This window comes from Pseudomonas sp. PS02302 (genome assembly GCF_029959585.1).
Classification (GTDB): Bacteria; Pseudomonadota; Gammaproteobacteria; order Pseudomonadales; family Pseudomonadaceae; genus Chryseomonas; species Chryseomonas aestiva.
This window is the reverse complement of record NZ_JASCON010000021.1, coordinates 15,390-33,415: the sequence shown is the minus strand read 5'-3', so window position 1 is coordinate 33,415 and position 18,026 is coordinate 15,390. Positions and strand designations below refer to the sequence as shown.

Sequence of the window (18,026 nt, the reverse complement as noted above, 5' to 3'; positions counted from 1 at the left end):
GAACGTTGTTCCATTCGCTGGAAGACAGTGTTGCTGGCCTTTCCCGTATCCGTCAATCAGAATGGAACAGTGTTCCGGCAATCAGGCGACCGGCGGTCTCATGGAAAAGAATCAGAATCTCGGCAGTGACATGGTCAGCGCCGTCGGGCGTACCCTGGCTGTGCTCGAAGCCCTCGGCGAGCGCGAGGACGACTGTGGTGTCTCGGAGCTGGCGCAACAGCTGGACCTGTCGAAGAGCACCGTCCACCGCTTCCTGCAGACGCTCAAGGCGCTGGGCTATGTGGTCCAGGACGCCGAAGACCGCTACCGGCTGAGCGTCAAGCTGTTCGAACTGGGCGCCCGTGCCCTGCCCCAGCTGGAGCTGGTCCGCGAGGCTGAACCGGGCATGCGCCTGCTCAACGACCTCACTGGCGAGACCGTCCACCTCGGGATCTTCGACGAGGGCGCCATCGTCTATGTGCACAAGCTCGACTCGCGCTACACCCTGCGCATGTACTCGCGCATCGGGCGCCGGGCGCCGCTGTACTGCACCGGGATCGGCAAGGTGCTGATGGCCTGGCGAGCGGAAGCCGAGGTACGCCAGATCCTCGCCCAGGAGACCTTTGTCCGCCGCACGCCCAACACCCTCGACAGCCTGGCCGCCTATCTGACGGAGCTGGCGCGGGTTCGGGAGCTGGGTTTTGCCGAAGACCACGAGGAATTCGAGGCCAACATGAGGTGCCTGGCGGCGCCGATCCGCGACCGCTTCGGCCAGGTCGTGGCCGGCCTGAGCGTGTCCTTTCCCTGCTTCCGCTTCCGTGAAGACCTCAAGGCCGAGTACGTCGAGCAGATGCTCGCTACCACGGCGCGCATCTCGGCGCAGATGGGTGCCCCGGCCCACGAGGCCGCTGTTCAGGGTGCACAGCCATAGTCAGACCAATGGCCCGCTGGACGGCTCGGTCTTAAGCCGCCGCTAAGCCACCCGCTATAGCGTGTGACGCACATCACACCTCCAGCCCGGTATCCTGCCGGGCCTCTTTCATGGTGACTGTCATGATGATGCGCACACTCAAGGTGGGTCGTCGGTCGGCCTTGGCCTTTTCGGTTATCGTAGCAATCGTCATCGCGCTTGGGGCCATCACCCTGATCCAGATGCGGCAACTCAGGCAGTCGGAAATCGAGGTGGAGACGGACTGGATGCCCAGCGTGCGCCAGGCCGGGCAGATGACCGCGGCGCTGCTCCGATTGCGCCTCGAAAGCCTGAGAAGCCTGGGCACGCAGGATTCGGGGCGCAGGTCGGAAATGGCCACTGCACTGGTCGAGCTGCGCAGCCGCTTCGCCAAGGAAATCGCGGACTATGCGCCGCTGGTGTCCAGCGACGCGGAACAGCAGCTCTACCAGGCCGTACAGAACGGCGCCGCGGGCTACCTGAGCCTGCTGGACAGCTTCGAGACCCTCTATCGCAGCGGTGACCTGGCAGGCGCCACCGCCTTGGCCGATGGCAACATGCGGATCGCCGCCGACCAGGTACAGGCGCAGATCGAAAGCTTGGCCGCGCTGAACGACCGTGGTGCGGTCGCGTCTGGCATCGCGGCGGGCCGGATCTACGATCACGGCCTGGCCTGGGTCGTCGGCCTGATCCTCGCCACCCTGCTGGCCACCGTCGCCCTCGCCCTCCTGCTGACGCGCAGCATCACCGTGCCCATCGGCGAAGCCCTGCGCATCGCCCAGCGGATCGCCAACAAGGATCTCGCCGAAGATATCCAGGTGGCGGGCAGCGACGAGGCCGCCGGCCTGCTGACCGCCCTGGCCGGCATGCAGGCCAACCTGCGCGCCACCGTGGCCCATCTGGCGGACAGCTCCAGCCAACTGGCCGCCGCCGCCGAAGAGATGACCGCGGTGATCGACGACGGCAATCGCGGCCTGCTCAGGCAAAACGACGAGATCGGCCAGGTGGCCACCGCGGTGACGGAGATGAGCGTCGCGGTGGACGAGGTGGCACGCCATGCGGAGGAAAGCGCCGGCGCCTCGCAACGGGGCAGCGCCCTCACCCAGGCCGGCCTGGAGCACGTGGCCGCGACCCTGACCGCCATCGAACGACTGGCCACCCAGGTCGACCAGAGCAGCGGTCAGATCCGGACGCTGTCGGGTCGCGCCCAGGAAATCAGCAACGTCGTCGACGTCATCCGCGCCATTGCCGAGCAGACCAATCTGCTGGCGCTCAACGCCGCCATCGAGGCCGCGCGCGCCGGTGATCAGGGCCGCGGCTTCGCCGTGGTCGCGGATGAAGTCCGCGCCCTCGCCCATCGCACCCAGCAGTCGACGCGGGAGATCGAAGCCATGATCGGCACCATCCAGCACGATTCGACGGACGCGGTGAAGGCCATGCAGCAGAGCAGCCAGACCGCCGAGCAATCCCTCGCCGTCGCGCGGGAAGCCAATGGTGCCCTTCGGGCCATCGCCGGCGCCATGGGCGGCATAGACGAGCGCACGGCGCTGATCGCCACGGCCGCCGAAGAACAGGCGCTGGTGGCCAAGGACATCGACCGTGGCCTGATCAGCATCAAGGACCTGTCCGACCAGACCGCGGCAGGTGCCAGCCAGACCTCCAGCGCCAGCAACGAGGTGTCGCGCCTGGCGGCCGGTCTCCGGCAGGTGGTAGCGGAATTCGTGATCTGAACGGAGCCGCCGGCTGGCGCTGGCAGCCAGAGCGGCGCCAGCCCGCGAACGATCGACCGGCCTTTTCTTCAGGCACAAAAAAAGCTGCCCTGGGGCAGCTTCTCTTGCGTCGTTCGGGCAGTTCAGAGGACCCGGAACAACTTGTATGGCGCGGCGGACGGGACTCGAACCCGCGACCCCCGGCGTGACAGGCCGGTATTCTAACCGACTGAACTACCGCCGCGCATTGCGTGTACCTTGCGGAACACTTCCCGAAGAGTTTGGTGGCTGATGACGGGATCGAACCGCCGACCCCCTGCGTGTGATGCAGGTGCTCTCCCAGCTGAGCTAATCAGCCATCCCCTTCGGGTGACGCGCATTCTCCTCGTAGCTCCTTGATCCGTCAAGGAATTTTCCAATTATATTTTCTACGAGGCGCTATTCCCGGTAGATCATCTTGCGGGTCATGCCGCCGTCCAGGGTGATGGCCTCGCCGCTGATGAAACCGGCGTTGCCGCTCAGCAGCCAGGCCACGCAGGCCGCGACGTCTTCCACCGTCCCTACCCGCCCGACCGGATGCTGCTCGTGGTCGGCAGCGGACAGCGGCTCGGCCTCGCGGACATGGGCATCGCGCGCATCGATCCAGCCCGGAGAGAGCGCATTCACCCGCACTTCCGGACCCAGGCTGATGGCCAGGGCGTGGGTCAGGGCCAGCAGCCCGCCCTTGCTCGCGGCGTAGGCCTCGCCATGGGGCTCGGACTGCTGGGCACGGGTCGAGGCGATGTTGACGATGGCGCCCTGCTGCTCGCGCAGATAGGGTGCGCAATGCTTGGCCAGCAGCATGGGGCCGTCCAGATTCACCCCGAGCACCCTGCGCCATTCGGCCAGTGCCAGGCTTTCCAGCGGCTGGCCCTGGGCAGTGGCGAGACCGGCATTGTTGACCAGGGCATCCAGCCGCCCGAACTGGCCGATCACCTGGGCGACGGCGGACTCCACCTGACTCTCGTCAGCCACGTCCAGGGCGACGAACAAGGCGCGTTCGCCAAGGGCGGCGGCCACCTTGGCGCCGCGCTCCTGCTCGATGTCGGCCACCACTACCCGCCAGCCTTCGGCTACCAGCCAGGCGGCGATGCCCAGCCCGATCCCACGCGCCGCGCCGGTGACCAGGGCGACGCGCAATTCCACCGGCGCGAACGTCAGACTCATAGGGCCGCCAGTCCGCGGGCCAGGTCCTGGCGCAGATCACCCAGGTCTTCGAGACCCACGGCGATACGGATCAGGCTGTCGCGGATCCCGGCGTTGGCACGCTCGGCCGGCGACAGCCGCCCGTGCGAGGTCGTCGCCGGGTGGGCGATGGTGGTCTTGGTATCACCCAGGTTGGTGGTGATGGAGATCATCCGGGTGGCATCGATGAAGCGCCAGGCGGCGTCACGTCCACCGGCGACCTCGAAGCTCACCACGGCGCCGAAGGCGCTCTGCTGGCGGCACGCCAGCCCATGCTGCGGATGGCTTTCCAAGCCGGCGTAGTGGACCCGCTCGACGCCGGGCTGGCCTTCCAGCCAGCGCGCCAGCACCAGTGCGGTCTGGCTGTGCGCCTGCATGCGGATCTTCAGCGTCTCCAGGCCCTTCAGGAACAGCCAGGCATTGAAGGGGCTCAGGGTCGGACCGGCGGTACGCAGGAAACCCACCACTTCCTTCATCTGCTCGGCACGGCCGGCGACCACGCCACCCATGCCCCGGCCCTGACCATCGATATACTTGGTCGCCGAATGGATGACGATATCGGCACCCAGCGCCAGCGGCTTCTGCAGCGCCGGGGTGCAGAAGCAGTTGTCGACCGCCAGCAGCGCACCCTGGGCATGGGCGATCTCGGCCAGGGCGGCGATGTCCACCAGCTCGGCCAGGGGATTGGACGGCGACTCGACGAAGAACAGCCGGGTATTGGGCTTGCAGGCCGCCTGCCAGGCGTCCAGATCGGCCAGCGGCGGATAGTCCACCTCGATGCCGAAACGCTTGAAGTACTTCTCGAACAGGCTGATGGTCGAGCCGAACACGCTGCGCGAGACCAGCACGTGGTCGCCGGCGCTGCACAGGCTCATGACCATGGCCAGGATGGCGGACATGCCCGAGGCGGTGGCCACCGCCTGCTCGGCCCCTTCGAGGGCCGCGATGCGGGTCTCGAAGGTACGCACCGTGGGATTGGTGTAGCGCGAATAGACGTTGCCCGGCACCTCGCCGGCGAAGCGCGCCGCGGCATCCGCAGCGGTCCGGAACACGTAGCTGCTGGTCAGGAACAGGGCTTCGCCATGCTCGCCTTCCGGCGAGCGCTGCTGCCCTGCCCGCACCGCCAAGGTCTCGAAGGCCGCGCCCTCGAGATCACTGTCCAGGCGTCCGGCATCCCAGTCTTGGCTCATGTGCAGCTCCTTAGTCGTTGTAGAGATCGATGATGGCGCTGACGGCCTTGTGCTTGACCTTGGCCGCGTCGTTGCGCGCCTGCTCGATCCGATTCAGATAGGCGGCATCGACGTCGCCGGTGATGTACTCGCCATCGAACACCGCGCAGTCGAACTGCTCAACCTTGGGTGCCTTGCGGGTGCGCACGGCTTCCTGCAGGTCATGCAGGTCCTGGTAGATCAGCCAGTCGGCGCCGATCAGCTCGCCGACTTCCTCGGTGGTGCGGCCGTGGGCGATCAGCTCGTGCACGCTGGGCATGTCGATGCCGTAGACGTTGGGGAAGCGCACCGCCGGAGCCGCCGAGCAGAAATAGACCTTCTTGGCGCCGGCTTCGCGGGCCATCTGGATGATCTGCTTGCAGGTGGTGCCGCGGACGATGGAGTCGTCCACCAGCATCACGTTCTTACCGCGGAATTCCAGTTCGATGGCGTTGAGCTTCTGGCGTACCGACTTCTTGCGCGCGGCCTGGCCGGGCATGATGAAGGTCCGGCCGATGTAGCGATTCTTGACGAAGCCCTCGCGAAACTTGACGCCCAGGTGGTTGGCGAGCTCCAGGGCCGCGGTGCGGCTGGTGTCCGGGATCGGGATGACCACGTCGATGTCGTGCTCGGGCCGCTCGCGCTGGATCTTCTCGGCGAGCTTCTCGCCCATGCGCAGGCGGGCCTTGTAGACCGAGATGCCATCGATGATGGAATCCGGACGGGCCAGGTAGACGTGCTCGAAGATGCAGGGCGCGTACTGCGGATTTTGCGCGCACTGGCGGGTATAGAGCCGTCCGTCTTCGGTGATGTACACCGCTTCGCCCGGTTCCAGGTCGCGGATCAGGGTGAAGCCGAGCACGTCGAGGGCGACGCTCTCGGAGGCGATCATGTATTCCACACCGTATTCGGTGTGACGCTGACCGAAGACGATGGGCCGGATGGCATTGGGGTCGCGGAAGCCGACGATGCCGTAGCCCGTCACCATGGCCACCACGGCATAGCCGCCACGGCAGCGCTCATGGACCTCGGAGACCGCGGCGAAGACGTCGTCCTCGGTCGGCTGCAGCTTGTTGCGCACCGCCAGCTCGTGGGCGAAGACGTTGAGCAGCACCTCGGAATCCGAATTGGTGTTGACGTGGCGCAGATCGGATTCGTAGATCTCGCGGGACAGCTGCTCGACGTTGGTCAGGTTGCCGTTGTGCGCGAGGGTGATGCCATAGGGCGAGTTGACATAGAACGGCTGCGCCTCGGCGGAGCTGGAGCTGCCGGCCGTGGGGTAGCGCACATGGCCGATCCCCATGCGGCCGACCAGGTGCTGCATGTGACGCTGCTGGAAGACGTCGCGGACCAGGCCGTTGTCTTTGCGCAGGAAGAGTTTACCGTCCAGGCTGGTGACGATACCGGCGGCATCCTGACCGCGATGCTGGAGGACGGTGAGCGCGTCGTATAACGACTGGTTGACGTTCGTCTTGCCCACGATACCTACGATGCCACACATGCGACGCGACCCCACTGTTTCAAGTGATGCGACGGCGAACCATCGCAGGATGACCCCGGCAGTGCGAGGCCTGGAAAATCGTTCAAGGAGCCTTGGGCCCCAGCTGTGGCAGCAGTTGCAGACTGGGCATGGGCGTCGCGCCCAGCCATTGGCCGGCAAAGCCCAACAGCAGATTCTTCGACCAATCGGCCACCAGGAGAAAATGTGGAACCAGCACCGACTGCTGCCACCAGCCGTCCTGCTGGACCGGCCCCAGGCTCAGCAGCCCCACCGCCACGGTGACCAGCAACGCACCGCGGGCGGCGCCAAAGGCCATGCCGAGAAAGCGATCGGTGCCCGACAAGCCGGTGACGCGAATCAGTTCGCCAAGCAAGAAGCTCACCAGGGCGCCGACGAGCAGTGTCAGCACGAAGAGAATGACACAGGCGGCGATCACCCGCCCGGACGGCACCTGAATATAGTCGATCAGGTAATTGGACAGGGCCCCGCCGAAGACCCAGGCCACCCCACCGGCCACGATCCAGGTGGCCAATGACAACGCTTCCTTGACGAAGCCGCGCCTGAGACTGATCAGGCAGGAAACGATGACAACGGCGACGATCGCCCAGTCCACCCAGGTGAAGCCCACGGCAAGGTCCACTTACAAAAAGGCCCTGCATTCTAGCAGAGCCTTGTGACCGGGTTAACCGCGCTCCGGCTGAAAGCGGACGACAAAGCCCTTGACGCCATTCTGCTTATTGAGCTGATCGCGCAGGCGATCCGCCTCGCTGCGCTCTATCACCGGCCCGACGAAGACGCGGTTCATGCCGTCGGCGGTCCTTACATAGGCGTTGTAGCCCTGGCTGCGCAGCTTGGCCTGCAGCGCATCGGCGCTGGGCCGCGACGACAGGCTGGCAAGCTGGACCGACCAGCTGTTGGGCAGATTGGCCGCGCCTAGGCGCGAATCCGGCTTGGGCACGGGTGCCGGGGCCGCCGCAGGTGCCGAGGGAGCGCTGGCGACGGGTGCGCTGGCGGCCGGCGCCTTGGCGACCGGCGCGGCAGGCTGGGATGGCGCCGGCGCGGGGCTCGCCGGCGCATTTTGCGTCGGCGCCTGGCCGGAGGTACCGGCGATCGGCGTCTGCGGCTTGCCGAGCGGCTTGGCCGGCTCGTCCGGCACCACCACCACCGGCGGCGCCTCGGGCGTCTGCACCGGCTGCACCTCGGTACTGGGCACCGTGGGTGCGGTCGGCTGGGCCGGCGCCTCGACCGCCACCTTGCGGGCATCGTCCTGGCGATTGAAGAGCATGGGGACGAAGATGATGATCAGCGCCAGCAGCACCAGCGCGCCGATGACTCTTTGCTTGAGCATGGGTTATGCCTCTGCGGATTCGGATGGGGAAGAAAGCTGCGCGAGGACCTCGGCGACACTGTAGAAGGAGCCGAACACCACCACCTCGTCGTCAGCCGCACTGGCGGCCAGTTGCGCCTCGAAGGCGGCCAGCAGCGAGGCATGGGCCTCGGCCCGGGCACCCTGCGCCTGCAGGATGGCGGCCACTTCGCCACCGTCGCGACTGCGCGGGGTTGGCAGACTCGCCACCGCCCAGCTGGCGAACAGGCCTTCCAGGGGCGCGAGGATGCCGTCCAGGTCCTTGTCGGCCAGGACGCCGAACACTGCCCGGCGGACGCCGGCGACCGGCTTCATCGCCAGGCGGCGGGCCAGGTATTCGGCGGCATGGGGATTGTGGGCCACGTCCAGCAGGACGCTGCGCGTCTGCCCTGCCCGCTCGAGCTGACGGCGATCGAGCCGACCGGTCATGCGCGTCGCCTGGAGCGCCGCCGCGATCTGCTGCGGCAGCCAGGGTTGTTCGAGTAACGCGTAGGCCTGCAAGGCCAGGGCGGCATTTTCCATGGGCAGATCGAGCAGCGGCAGGCCTGGCAGCGCCAGGTCATTGCCCTGGGCATCACGCCCACGCCAGAACCAGCCGGCGCTCTCGATGCGCAGATCGAAGGCTTCGCCGCGCAGCAGCAAGGGCGCGCCCAGGCGCTCGGCGGCGTCGATCAGCGGCGCGGGGGGATCCAGATCGCCACAGAGGGCCGACTTGCCGGCGCGGAAGATCCCGGCCTTTTCCACGGCGACGCTGTCGCGGGTGTCGCCCAGCCATTCGGCGTGATCCAAGCCGATGCTGGTGACCAGCGCCAGATCGGCGTCGATCAGGTTGACCGCATCCAGGCGTCCGCCCAGACCGACCTCGAGGACGGCGACATCCAGCCGGGCACGCTCGAACAGCCAGAAGGCGGCCAGGGTACCCACTTCGAAATAGGTCAGGCTGATCTCGCCACGGGCAGCTTCCACCGCGGCGAAGGCGGTGCAGAGATCGCTATCGCTGGCGAGGGTGCCGTCCACGTCGACGCGCTCGTTGTAGCGCACCAGGTGCGGCGACGCATAGACGCCGACCCGCTGCCCGCTGGCGCGCAGCAGGCTGGCGAGAAAGGCGCAGGTGGAGCCCTTGCCGTTGGTGCCGGTCACGGTCACCACCCGCGGCGCCGGCCGGGTCAGGCCCAGCCGCTGCGCGACCTCGCGCACCCGGTCCAGACCCATGTCGATCGCCGACGGATGCAGCTGCTCGAGATAGGCCAGCCATTGCGCGAGGCTGCGCGAAGCCATCAGGCCGCCGGGACCGGCTGGTGCTGGAAGGTCGCCAGCAGCCGCGCCAGGCGATCACGCAATTCCTTGCGCGAGACGATGAGGTCGACGGCGCCGTGATCCAGCAGGAACTCGCTGCGCTGGAAGCCTTCCGGCAGCTTTTCGCGCACGGTCTGTTCGATCACGCGCGGACCGGCGAAGCCGATCAGCGCCTTGGGCTCGGCGACGATGACGTCGCCCAGCATCGCCAGACTGGCGGAGACGCCACCATAGACCGGATCGGTCAGCACCGAGATGAAGGGAATGCCCTCTTCGCGCAGACGCGCCAGCACCGCGGAGGTCTTGGCCATCTGCATCAGGGAGATCAGGGCTTCCTGCATCCGCGCACCGCCCGAGGCGGAGAAGCAGATCAACGGGCAGCGCTCTTCCAGGGCCACGTTGGCCGCGCGGACGAAACGCTCGCCGACCACGGCACCCATGGAGCCGCCCATGAAGGAGAATTCGAAGGCGCAGACCGCTACCGGCATGCCCTTGAGGGTGCCGCGCATGGAGATCAGCGCGTCTTTTTCGCCGGTTTCCTTTTGCGCCGCGGTGAAACGGTCCTTGTACTTCTTGCTGTCGCGGAATTTCAGGCGATCCACCGGCTCCAGCTCGGTACCCAGCTCTTCACGACCCTCGGCGTCGAGGAAGATGTCCAGGCGGCGTCGCGCGTTGATGCGCATGTGGTGACCGCACTTGAGGCACACGTCCAGATTCTTTTCCAGCTCCGGACGATAGAGGACCGCTTCGCAGGCCGGACACTTGTGCCAAAGACCTTCCGGCACCGAACTGCGCTTCACCTCGGACCGCATGATGGAAGGAATCAGTTTGTCGACCAGCCAATTGCTCATGCATCTCTCTCCACTTGCATGGGCTCCCAGCGTGGCCTGGGCCACGCCTTCCTTGAGCATCTGTAATAGGTTCGGCAGCGCCCGCTGTATCCCGGGCCGCTACCCTCTTGTCGCATGCCGGCTCCCGGGGAGCCGGACGTCAGACCCACCCAGGGCGGATCTGCTTGAATATGTCGCAGGTGTGGACGGCAACCACCCGACGAGGGTCACATCAGGCGATTGGCGCACCCCGCACGGCCGCCATGAAACGGGCGATCTCGGCGGCATCCTTGATGCCCTTGGCCCGCTCCACGCCGCCACTCACGTCCACCCCAAAGGGCCGGGACGCGGCGATGGCCGTGGCGACGTTATCCGCGTCCAGCCCGCCCGCCACGATCAGTGGCAGCGACAGGTCCTGCGGCACCCGGGTCCAGTCGAAGGCCTGGCCGGTGCCCCCGGGCACGCCGGCGACATAGGTGTCGAGCAGCAGCCCGCGGGCGCCGGCATAGTCCCGGGCAACGGCGGCGAGGTCGATATCCTCGCGCATGCGCAGGGCCTTGATGTAGGGACGGCGATAGCGGGCGCACTGCGCCGGCGACTCGTCGCCATGGAATTGCAGGAGGTCCAGGGGCACGGCGTCGAGCGTCTCCTCGATCTCGCAGGGCGAGGCATCGACGAACAGCCCGACACTGGTCACGAAGGGCGGCAGGGCCGCCACGATCTGGCGGGCCTGGGCAGCGCCGACCGCCCGCGGGCTGCGCGCATAGAACACCAGGCCGATGGCATCGGCGCCGGCAGCCGCAGCGGCCAGTGCATCCTCGACCCGGGTGATCCCGCAGATCTTCACTCGAACGTTAGCCAAACCGGAATGACCTCGTTCCAAATCGATGGATGTTAGCAGACCACCCGCGCAGCGTCAGCCTTGGGGGCCATCCAGCTCGGGGATATGCCCCAGGAACAGCGGACCCAGCGGGCGTTTTGGTACAGGTGTGCTCTCGGGATACTCGGCGTCCACCAGGTAGAGGCCATAGGGATGGGCGGTGACGCCCCCCAGCCGTCGCTCACGCGCGGCCAGGACCTCGCTCACCCACTCCACCGGCCGCTCGCCGCAGCCCACCGCCATCAGCACCCCGGCGATATTGCGCACCATGTGGTGCAGGAAGGCATTGGCGCGGATGTCGAGGACGATCAGCCGTCCGCTCTGCCAGAGACGCAGGTGGTGGATGGTCTTGGTCGCCGACTTGGCCTGGCAGGCCTTGGCCCGGAAGGAAGTGAAATCATGGGTGCCGAGCAGTACCTGGGCCGCCTCGCGCATCGGTTCGATCCGCAGCGGACGGTGATTCCAGGTGACCTCCTCCGCCAGGTGCGCAGGTCGGATGGGATCGTTGTAGATCACATAGCGATAGCGCCGGGCCATGGCACTGAAGCGGGCATGGAATTCGTTGCTGACCGGCTTGACCCAGGTCACGCTGATATCCGACGGCAGATTGGCATTGGTGCCCATCACCCAGGCCTTGAGCGGCCGGGCGACGGGTGATTCGAAATGCACCACCTGGCCGGTGGCATGCACCCCGCAATCGGTACGCCCGGCGCAGTGCAGCGCGATGGGCGCCGCAGCGACCTCGGAGAGGGCGTCTTCCAGGGTCTCCTGCACGGAGCGCACGCCCGGCTGCTGGCGCTGCCAGCCGCGATAGCGGGCGCCCTTGTACTCGACGCCCAGGGCGATGCGCTGCGGCGGAACGATGATCGTGGGGTCTAGAAAATCCAAGACGACGGCCAGGCAAAAAAAGGGGAGGCAGCTTATAGCGCCTCCCCTCCTCTGCCAAGCCCGGCCGCGGTCAGCTGAGCTGGGCGATGATCTCCCGGGCTTCCTGCTGCTGCCCGGCATTCCCCTCGGCAATCACCTCGTCGAGGATATCCCGGGCACCTTCCGGATCGCCCATGTCGATGTAGGCGCGCGCCAGATCCAGCTTGGTGGCGGTTTCGTCTTCGCCGGACAGGAAGTCGAAGTCGTCCAGACCGTCGCTACCCGCCGTGCCACTGGTGGTCTCCGCATCGAACTGGCGCGAGGCCTCCTGCAGGCGGGCGGCGAATTCCTCGTCGCTTTCACGCTTAGGCGCTGGCTGCTCGTCGTCGAAGTCGGACAGGTCGAAACTCGCGGGCAGCTCGGCGTCGGCCGCTGGCGGCGTGGGCGCATCCAGTGGCTCGTCGAAGGCCGAAGCCGCACTGGAACCCGCGACCGGCTCGTCGTGCGCCAGGTCGCCCTGCCGCTCGAATTCGCTGAAGTCCAGGGCGAAGTCGTCGTCCTTGGCGGCCGGGGTCGCCGCCGGCGTGGCCGTGGGTTCGGCGTCGAAATTAAGATCGAAGTCGAAGTCGTCGCGCGGGTCGGCCGCCTTGGCCTGGGCATCGGCGAAGGCTTCGCCGAACAGAGGCTCCTCGGCCGGACCGGCAGGCTGATGGCCCTGGGTATCCTCGCTGCCGAAGTCATCCAGAGACAGATTGAAGTCCTGGCTGTCCTCGGTGGCCGAGAAACCCTGGTTGCGGGATTGCTCCTCGCTCAGTTCGTGGGCGGCGGCCAGCGCGGCGGCCCCTACCGCAGCCGAGGCGACCGCGACGGTAGCCATGGCCGGATAGCGCGACTTCAGGTGTTCCACCGCCGGCTGGGCGCCGCCGATCTCCTTGAGTTCGCGCTCTTCGCGCTGGAATCCGTCCTTGTCGCCCATCTCGGCATAGACTTCCATGAGCTTGAGGCGCAGATCGGCGCGATGGGGTTCCTGGTCGCTGGCCTTCTTGAGCACCTCGGCCGCCTGGCTGAAGCGGCCATAGGCCATGTAGATGTCGGCCTGACCCAGGGCATCGTCCTGGGCGTCGGCGTCACGCGCCGCGTCCTGGCCGCCCTGGTTCAGCTCCAGCCCGGCGAGGGCATGGTGATCACCCAACTCGGGATCGGCGTCGAACACGGTGTCGGTGCGCGCGGCTTCGGCGTCACGCTCGCGCTCGGCCTCCTTCACCGCGTTGCGGCGCGAGTTGATCATCAGCAGGACCAGCAGGGCCAGCAAGGCGCTGCCGCCGATGATACCGAGCCAGAGCGGATTGCTGAGGATCTCGTCGAGGAAACTGTTGGTGGCCTCGGTCGGCTCGGTCGCCGGGGTGCTTGGCGTGACCGGAATGACCTTGGGCTCGCTGGCCGCGGGCGGCGCCGAGCCGGTACCGGCCTCACTGCCCGGCGGCGGGGTAGTGGGTGCAGAGGCGTCGACCGGCGCGACCGGCGCGGCGGCGGTCGGTTCCTGGGGCGTGGGTGCGGGCGTGTTCTCGGCCGGCGCAGGCGTCACCGGAGCCGCAGCTTCGGGCGTCGCCGGCGGCTGGGCCGGCTGGCCCGCGGCCTGGGGATTGGCCATGTTGGCCTGCATCCGCGCCAGCTGGGCGTCCTTGAGCTGCATGATCTTCTGCAGCTTGTCGAGCTGCGACTGCAGATCGCCCAGACGACTCTTGAGTTCTTCGTTCTCGCGGCGGGTGGTGTCCAGGCTTTCCTGGGTCACCGCCAGGCGATCGGCCAGCGACTGGTCGCCGCCCTTGCCACCGGCGGATTCGCCCGCGCGGCCGGCAGGTTGCCCGGAAAGCAGCTTGAGATTGTCCTTGGGGGCGGCAGGCGTCGAGGCCTCGTTGCCACTCGGCTGGGCGGAAGCATCCACCTGCCGGCGCGGCGTCCCGGCAGGCGCGCCGTCGCCGCCCTGCTTCCAGGCACGGGTCTGGCGGGCGATCTCGGCCACCGCCTCGCGCTGGGGGCGCGTTCCGGCCTGGGCCTGATCGGGCAGGCGCAGCACCTGGCCACTCTTCATCAGGTTGATATTGCGATCGATGAAGGCGTCGGGATTCAGATCCTGGATCGCCAGCATGGTCTGGTCGACGGTGACGCTGGCGGCCGGACGATTGCGCGCCGCCACTTCCCAGAGTGTATCGCGCCGCTCGGTGGTGTAGGTGCCCGGTGTCTGGGTCGCGCTCGGCGCTGGCGCGGCAGGCGGGGTGGCCGGACGCGGTGCGCTCGGCGTGGCGGTGCGTGCCCGCGGCGTGGCCGGGACCTGGGGCGCAAAAGGCGCCGCCGCGGCCTGGGGAGTATAGAGCGGCGGATCCAGCAGCACGGTGTACTCGCGCAGGATCCGGCCGCTCGGCCAGTTCACTTCCAGCAGGAAGTTGAGATAGGGCTCGCGCACCGGACGCGCCGAGGTCACGCGAATGACGGTGCGCCCGTTGCGCACCTCCGGCGTGAACTTGAGATCGTTGAGAAAGAAAGCGCGGTCGACGCCGGCCTTGCCGAAATCCTCGACGGACGCCAGATTGGGGCGCAACTCGGCGGTGCCGAGGTCACGCAGGTCCGACAGATCGATGGTGGCATCGAAGGGCTGATTGAGAGCGGAATTGAGGTGGATCTCCCCCAGGCTGAGGGCCTGGGCCGCGCCAGACATCAAGGCGCTCGCCGCTGCAATTGCCCGCACCAGTTTCTGAACTCGAACCATGACCGTCCCTTTTTAGAAGCTGTCGATCGCGCCACCGTGCGGGCGCCTGTGTCCATCGCTGCGTGCCACGTCCACTGCCCTTTTGCTCAAGCCAAAAGAGCGAAGCATTTCACGAAGTATCTTTTAGGCCGACTGTTTAAGCAACAATTCGGCCAGCTGAACGGCCGTCAGTGCCGACAATCTGACATTGTCCGCCACCAGCCAGCATTCCAGCCGGCGGGCATCCCGCGGATGCAGCCGCACCCGTCCCACCAGCACCTCTTCCCGGCCCAGGGCATCGCCCACGGCAGACGGGCAATCGAGTTCTTCGTCGAGCGCCAGGCCCGGCTCGTCGCCCAGGGCCTCCAGCACCTGCTCCAGCTGCCAGGGCGCCTGGGCCCTCAGGCTGAGCGCCAGGCTGTCGCCGAAGAACACCGGCGCCTGCACGGCGGTGACGTCCAGCACCGGCAAGCGCGCTCCCAGCACCTGCTGACATTCGTCCAGCAAGCGATGTTCCTGGGCAGTATAGCCATCCGCTGTCGCGGCACCGGTGCGACCGAGCAGATTGAAGGCCAGCTGTCCTTCGAACAGCCGCGACTCGACCGATCGACCGTTGAGCAATTCGGTGGCCTGCCGCGCCAATTCCTCGACACCACCACGGCCGGCACCGGAGGCGGCCAGGCACGCCGTCAGGGAAGCATCACTGAGAGCATTCAAGCGAGCGAGCACGGCGGCCACGCTGGCGGCCGCCTGGGCGGCTGCGAGGGGAACGCCGAGCCAGGCGGCGACCGGGAGCTGGTCGAGGCGGTCGCCATTGATGCGTGGCAGCACGGACAGCGCGGCCGAGGCGCCGCTGAGATCGAGCACGGCGCAACCGGCAGCGACCAGTTGCGGCCGCAGGGTTTCCACCACGGCGGCCGGCGCGGCCAGGATGACGATGCCGACCTGAGCGAAATCGAAGCCGTCGAGGCCGGTGACACGCAGATTGCTGCCTCTGAAGGGCAGATTCTGCCCCGCCGACTCACCGCTGGCGAGCAGGTGCAGGCGCCCGAGGGGCACGTCGCGTTCGTCGAGGAGTTCGCGAATGGCTTCGCCGTAGGCACTGGTGGCACCGACGAGGGCGATATCTCTGGCAGTCATGATAGGACGGTCCGCAACGAAAGAGGGCCGCACTTTACTGGCGGCCCTCCTCTATAAGCAAACGTTTAGCCGTCGGCTCACTGCTCCAGCAGGATGCGCAGCATCCGCCGCAGCGGCTCCGCGGCGCCCCACAGCAGCTGGTCACCCACGGTGAAGGCGCCCAGGTACTGGGAACCCATGTTCAGCTTGCGCAGCCGGCCGACCGGTACGCTCAGGGTGCCGGTGACGGCCGCTGGCGTGAGGTCGCGCATGCTGACCTCGCGGTTGTTCGGCACCAGCTTGACCCAGGGATTGTGCTGGCTGATCAGACCGTGGATGTCGGACAGCGGCACGTCCTTGTTCAGCTTGATGGTCAGCGCCTGGCTGTGGCAGCGCATGGCGCCAATGCGCACGCAGATGCCATCCACCGGGATGGGATTCTTGAAGCGTCCGAGGATCTTGTTGGTCTCGGCCTGGGCCTTCCATTCCTCGCGGCTCTGGCCGTTGGGCAGCTCCTTGTCGATCCAGGGGATCAGGCTGCCGGCCAGGGGGACGCCGAATTGCTCGGTAGGGAAGGCTTCGCTGCGCAGGGTTTCGGCGACCTGGCGGTCGATGTCGAGGATGGCGCTGGCGGGATCGGCCAGGCTGTCGGCCACGGCGGCGTGGGTCGCGCCCATCTGACGGATGAGCTCGCGCATGTTCTGGGCACCGGCGCCGGAGGCGGCCTGGTAGGTCATGGCGCTCATCCAGTCCACCAGACCGGCTTCGAACAGCCCGCCCAGGGCCATCAGCATCAGGCTGACGGTGCAGTTGCCGCCGATGAAGTCCTTGCGGCCATCGGCCAGGGCCTGGTCGATGACGCGGCGATTGACCGGGTCCAGCACGATGACGGCGTCATCCTGCATGCGCAGACTGGAGGCCGCGTCGATCCAGTAGCCTTTCCAGCCGGCCTGGCGCAGCTTGGGGAACACCTCGCTGGTGTAGTCGCCGCCCTGGCAGGTGAGGATGACGTCGAGGGTCTTGAGCTCGTCGATGCTGTAGGCATCCTTGAGCGGCGCTACGCCCTTGCCGATGGCCGGGCCTTCGCCGCCGACGTTGGAGGTGGTGAAGAACACGGGCTCGATCAAGTCGAAATCCCGTTCTTCGAGCATGCGCTGCATGAGCACGGAGCCCACCATGCCACGCCAACCGATCAGACCTACACGTTTCATCGCTACTGCACCTTTATTGTCTTGAGGACGGCCGCCTTCCCCGACGGCCGATCAGATTAACGCCTTGCGAGGGCGGCGACCACTGCTTCGCCCATCTCGCGGGTACCGACCCGCTGCTTGCCTTCCGACCAGATGTCGCCGGTCCGCAGACCCTGGTCCAGCACCTGGCCCACCGCCGCCTCGATGGCCTCGGCCGCCGCGGCGGCGCCAAAGGTGTACCTGAGCATCATGGCCACCGAGAGGATGGTCGCGAGGGGGTTGGCCACGCCCTGGCCGGCGATGTCGGGTGCCGAGCCGTGGCAGGGTTCGTACATGCCCTTGTTGTGGGCATCCAGGGACGCCGAGGGCAGCATGCCGATGGAGCCGGTCAGCATCGAGGCTTCGTCGGAGAGGATGTCGCCGAACATGTTGTCGGTGACGATGACATCGAACTGCTTGGGTGCGCGGACCAGTTGCATGGCGGCGTTGTCGACGTACATGTGGCTGAGTTCGATGTCCGGATAGTCCTTGGCCACCTCCTCCACCACTTCGCGCCACAGGCGGCTGGATTCGAGGACATTGGCCTTGTCCACCGAACACAGCTTGCCGCCACGCAGACGGGCCATGTCGAAGCCGACGCGAGCGATACGACGGATCTCGCCTTCGCTGTACGGCAAGGTATCGAAGGCCAGGCGCTCGCCGTTCTCCAGCATCCGGGTCTCGCGCGGCGAGCCGAAGTAGATGCCGCCGGTCAGCTCACGGACGATGAGGATGTCCAGGCCGGAGACCACTTCCGGCTTGAGGGTCGAGGCCTCGGCCAGTTGCGGATAGAGGATGGCCGGGCGCAGGTTGCCGAACAGGCCCAGGGCGGAACGGATCTTCAGCAGACCACGCTCGGGACGGATGTCGCGTTCGAGCTTGTCCCACTTGGGACCGCCCACGGCGCCCAGCAGCACGGCATCGGCGGCGCGAGCGCGCGCCAGGGTCTCATCGGCCAAGGGCACGCCGTAACGATCGATGGCGGCGCCGCCCAGGTCGTCATGGACCAGTTCGAAGCCGAGGTCATGGTCGCGGTTGACCACTTCCAGCACCTTGACCGCCTCGGCCATGATTTCCGGACCGATGCCGTCGCCCGGCAGGATGAGGATCTGCTTGCTCATTG

Annotated in this window: 15 protein-coding genes, 2 tRNA genes and 1 pseudogene; 3 read left to right on the top strand and 15 right to left on the bottom strand. The window is 67.1% G+C overall.

Annotation, left to right across the window (positions count from 1 at the left end):
* The first annotated feature begins 100 nt into the window (after nt 1–100).
* The 3 genes and pseudogenes from kdgR (at nt 101) to QMX82_RS25990 (ending at nt 2,658) form a co-directional block, all read left to right on the top strand.
* Nucleotides 101–910 carry a DNA-binding transcriptional regulator KdgR gene (gene kdgR, locus QMX82_RS09560; protein ID WP_282282711.1) on the top strand — a complete coding sequence of 270 codons (810 nt, stop codon included), beginning with the start codon at nt 101–103 and terminating at the stop codon, nt 908–910.
* Nucleotides 911–1,020: 110 nt separating this feature from the next.
* Nucleotides 1,021–1,803 (top strand): annotated as a pseudogene (locus QMX82_RS25995) (MCP four helix bundle domain-containing protein); the annotation flags it as partial.
* The gene (locus QMX82_RS25990) at nt 1,795–2,658 is read left to right on the top strand and encodes a methyl-accepting chemotaxis protein (protein ID WP_442969380.1); all 864 of its coding nucleotides are present in this window, start codon (nt 1,795–1,797) and stop codon (nt 2,656–2,658) included. The pseudogene QMX82_RS25995 and the gene QMX82_RS25990, both read left to right, overlap by 9 nt.
* A gap of 146 nt (nt 2,659–2,804) precedes the next feature.
* On the opposite strand, the gene QMX82_RS09550 is transcribed toward QMX82_RS25990, so the two are convergent.
* The 15 genes from QMX82_RS09550 to leuB all read right to left on the bottom strand — a co-directional run bounded on the left by QMX82_RS09550 (nt 2,805) and on the right by leuB (nt 18,024).
* Nucleotides 2,805–2,881 (bottom strand) — tRNA-Asp (locus QMX82_RS09550).
* Nucleotides 2,882–2,919: 38 nt separating this feature from the next.
* Nucleotides 2,920–2,995: transfer RNA gene (locus QMX82_RS09545), tRNA-Val, on the bottom strand.
* 80 nt (nt 2,996–3,075) lie between these two features.
* The gene (locus QMX82_RS09540; protein ID WP_273862132.1) at nt 3,076–3,843 is read right to left on the bottom strand and encodes an SDR family oxidoreductase; all 768 of its coding nucleotides are present in this window, start codon (nt 3,841–3,843) and stop codon (nt 3,076–3,078) included.
* Complete coding sequence (locus QMX82_RS09535) at nt 3,840–5,051, bottom strand: O-succinylhomoserine sulfhydrylase (protein ID WP_273862133.1); 1,212 nt, start codon at nt 5,049–5,051, stop codon at nt 3,840–3,842. The genes QMX82_RS09540 and QMX82_RS09535 overlap by 4 nt, the downstream gene beginning before the upstream one ends.
* Before the next feature lie 10 nt (nt 5,052–5,061).
* On the bottom strand, nt 5,062–6,570 hold the full coding sequence (gene purF, locus QMX82_RS09530; protein WP_133860853.1) for an amidophosphoribosyltransferase: 1,509 nt from the start codon (nt 6,568–6,570) through the stop codon (nt 5,062–5,064).
* Nucleotides 6,571–6,652: 82 nt separating this feature from the next.
* On the bottom strand, nt 6,653–7,198 hold the full coding sequence (locus tag QMX82_RS09525; RefSeq protein WP_282282701.1) for a CvpA family protein: 546 nt from the start codon (nt 7,196–7,198) through the stop codon (nt 6,653–6,655).
* A gap of 54 nt (nt 7,199–7,252) precedes the next feature.
* Nucleotides 7,253–7,918 (bottom strand): SPOR domain-containing protein, encoded by a 666-nt coding sequence (locus QMX82_RS09520; protein ID WP_282282700.1) that lies wholly within the window; start codon nt 7,916–7,918, stop codon nt 7,253–7,255.
* Between the two features lie 3 nt (nt 7,919–7,921).
* Nucleotides 7,922–9,214 (bottom strand): bifunctional tetrahydrofolate synthase/dihydrofolate synthase, encoded by a 1,293-nt coding sequence (gene folC / locus QMX82_RS09515; protein ID WP_208691489.1) that lies wholly within the window; start codon nt 9,212–9,214, stop codon nt 7,922–7,924.
* Entirely contained in the window at nt 9,214–10,083 is an 870-nt protein-coding gene (gene accD, locus QMX82_RS09510; protein ID WP_133860856.1) for an acetyl-CoA carboxylase, carboxyltransferase subunit beta, read from the bottom strand. Before accD ends, folC begins: the two co-directional genes overlap by 1 nt.
* A 211-nt stretch (nt 10,084–10,294) precedes the next feature.
* Nucleotides 10,295–10,924, bottom strand: coding sequence for a phosphoribosylanthranilate isomerase (locus QMX82_RS09505; protein ID WP_282282698.1), 630 nt, complete (start codon nt 10,922–10,924; stop codon nt 10,295–10,297).
* 54 nt (nt 10,925–10,978) lie between these two features.
* Nucleotides 10,979–11,830 (bottom strand): tRNA pseudouridine(38-40) synthase TruA, encoded by an 852-nt coding sequence (truA, locus tag QMX82_RS09500; RefSeq protein WP_282282696.1) that lies wholly within the window; start codon nt 11,828–11,830, stop codon nt 10,979–10,981.
* Nucleotides 11,831–11,900: 70 nt separating this feature from the next.
* A complete protein-coding gene (locus QMX82_RS09495) occupies nt 11,901–14,525 on the bottom strand; it encodes a FimV/HubP family polar landmark protein (RefSeq protein WP_442969379.1) in 2,625 nt (874 codons plus the stop codon).
* Nucleotides 14,526–14,699: 174 nt separating this feature from the next.
* Entirely contained in the window at nt 14,700–15,695 is a 996-nt protein-coding gene (locus QMX82_RS09490; RefSeq protein ID WP_282282692.1) for an aspartate-semialdehyde dehydrogenase, read from the bottom strand.
* 77 nt (nt 15,696–15,772) lie between these two features.
* Nucleotides 15,773–16,885, bottom strand: coding sequence for an aspartate-semialdehyde dehydrogenase (gene asd, locus QMX82_RS09485; protein WP_133860861.1), 1,113 nt, complete (start codon nt 16,883–16,885; stop codon nt 15,773–15,775).
* Nucleotides 16,886–16,941: 56 nt separating this feature from the next.
* Entirely contained in the window at nt 16,942–18,024 is a 1,083-nt protein-coding gene (leuB, locus tag QMX82_RS09480) for a 3-isopropylmalate dehydrogenase (protein ID WP_282282691.1), read from the bottom strand.
* Nucleotides 18,025–18,026 lie beyond the last annotated feature (2 nt).

Bases quoted from the DNA above. Each gene is read 5' to 3' on its own strand.
- QMX82_RS25990 (WP_442969380.1), top strand. From the start codon at position 1,795: ATGCAGGCCAACCTGCGCGCCACCGTGGCCCATCTGGCGGACAGCTCC.
- accD (WP_133860856.1), bottom strand. From the start codon at position 10,083: ATGAGCAATTGGCTGGTCGACAAACTGATTCCTTCCATCATGCGGTCC.
- leuB (WP_282282691.1), bottom strand. From the start codon at position 18,024: ATGAGCAAGCAGATCCTCATCCTGCCGGGCGACGGCATCGGTCCGGAA.
- QMX82_RS09520 (WP_282282700.1), bottom strand. From the start codon at position 7,918: ATGCTCAAGCAAAGAGTCATCGGCGCGCTGGTGCTGCTGGCGCTGATC.
- kdgR (WP_282282711.1), top strand. From the start codon at position 101: ATGGAAAAGAATCAGAATCTCGGCAGTGACATGGTCAGCGCCGTCGGG.
- folC (WP_208691489.1), bottom strand. From the start codon at position 9,214: ATGGCTTCGCGCAGCCTCGCGCAATGGCTGGCCTATCTCGAGCAGCTG.
- QMX82_RS09495 (WP_442969379.1), bottom strand. From the start codon at position 14,525: ATGTCTGGCGCGGCCCAGGCCCTCAGCCTGGGGGAGATCCACCTCAAT.
- asd (WP_133860861.1), bottom strand. From the start codon at position 16,885: ATGAAACGTGTAGGTCTGATCGGTTGGCGTGGCATGGTGGGCTCCGTG.
- QMX82_RS09540 (WP_273862132.1), bottom strand. From the start codon at position 3,843: ATGAGTCTGACGTTCGCGCCGGTGGAATTGCGCGTCGCCCTGGTCACC.
- QMX82_RS09535 (WP_273862133.1), bottom strand. From the start codon at position 5,051: ATGAGCCAAGACTGGGATGCCGGACGCCTGGACAGTGATCTCGAGGGC.
- QMX82_RS09490 (WP_282282692.1), bottom strand. From the start codon at position 15,695: ATGACTGCCAGAGATATCGCCCTCGTCGGTGCCACCAGTGCCTACGGC.
- purF (WP_133860853.1), bottom strand. From the start codon at position 6,570: ATGTGTGGCATCGTAGGTATCGTGGGCAAGACGAACGTCAACCAGTCG.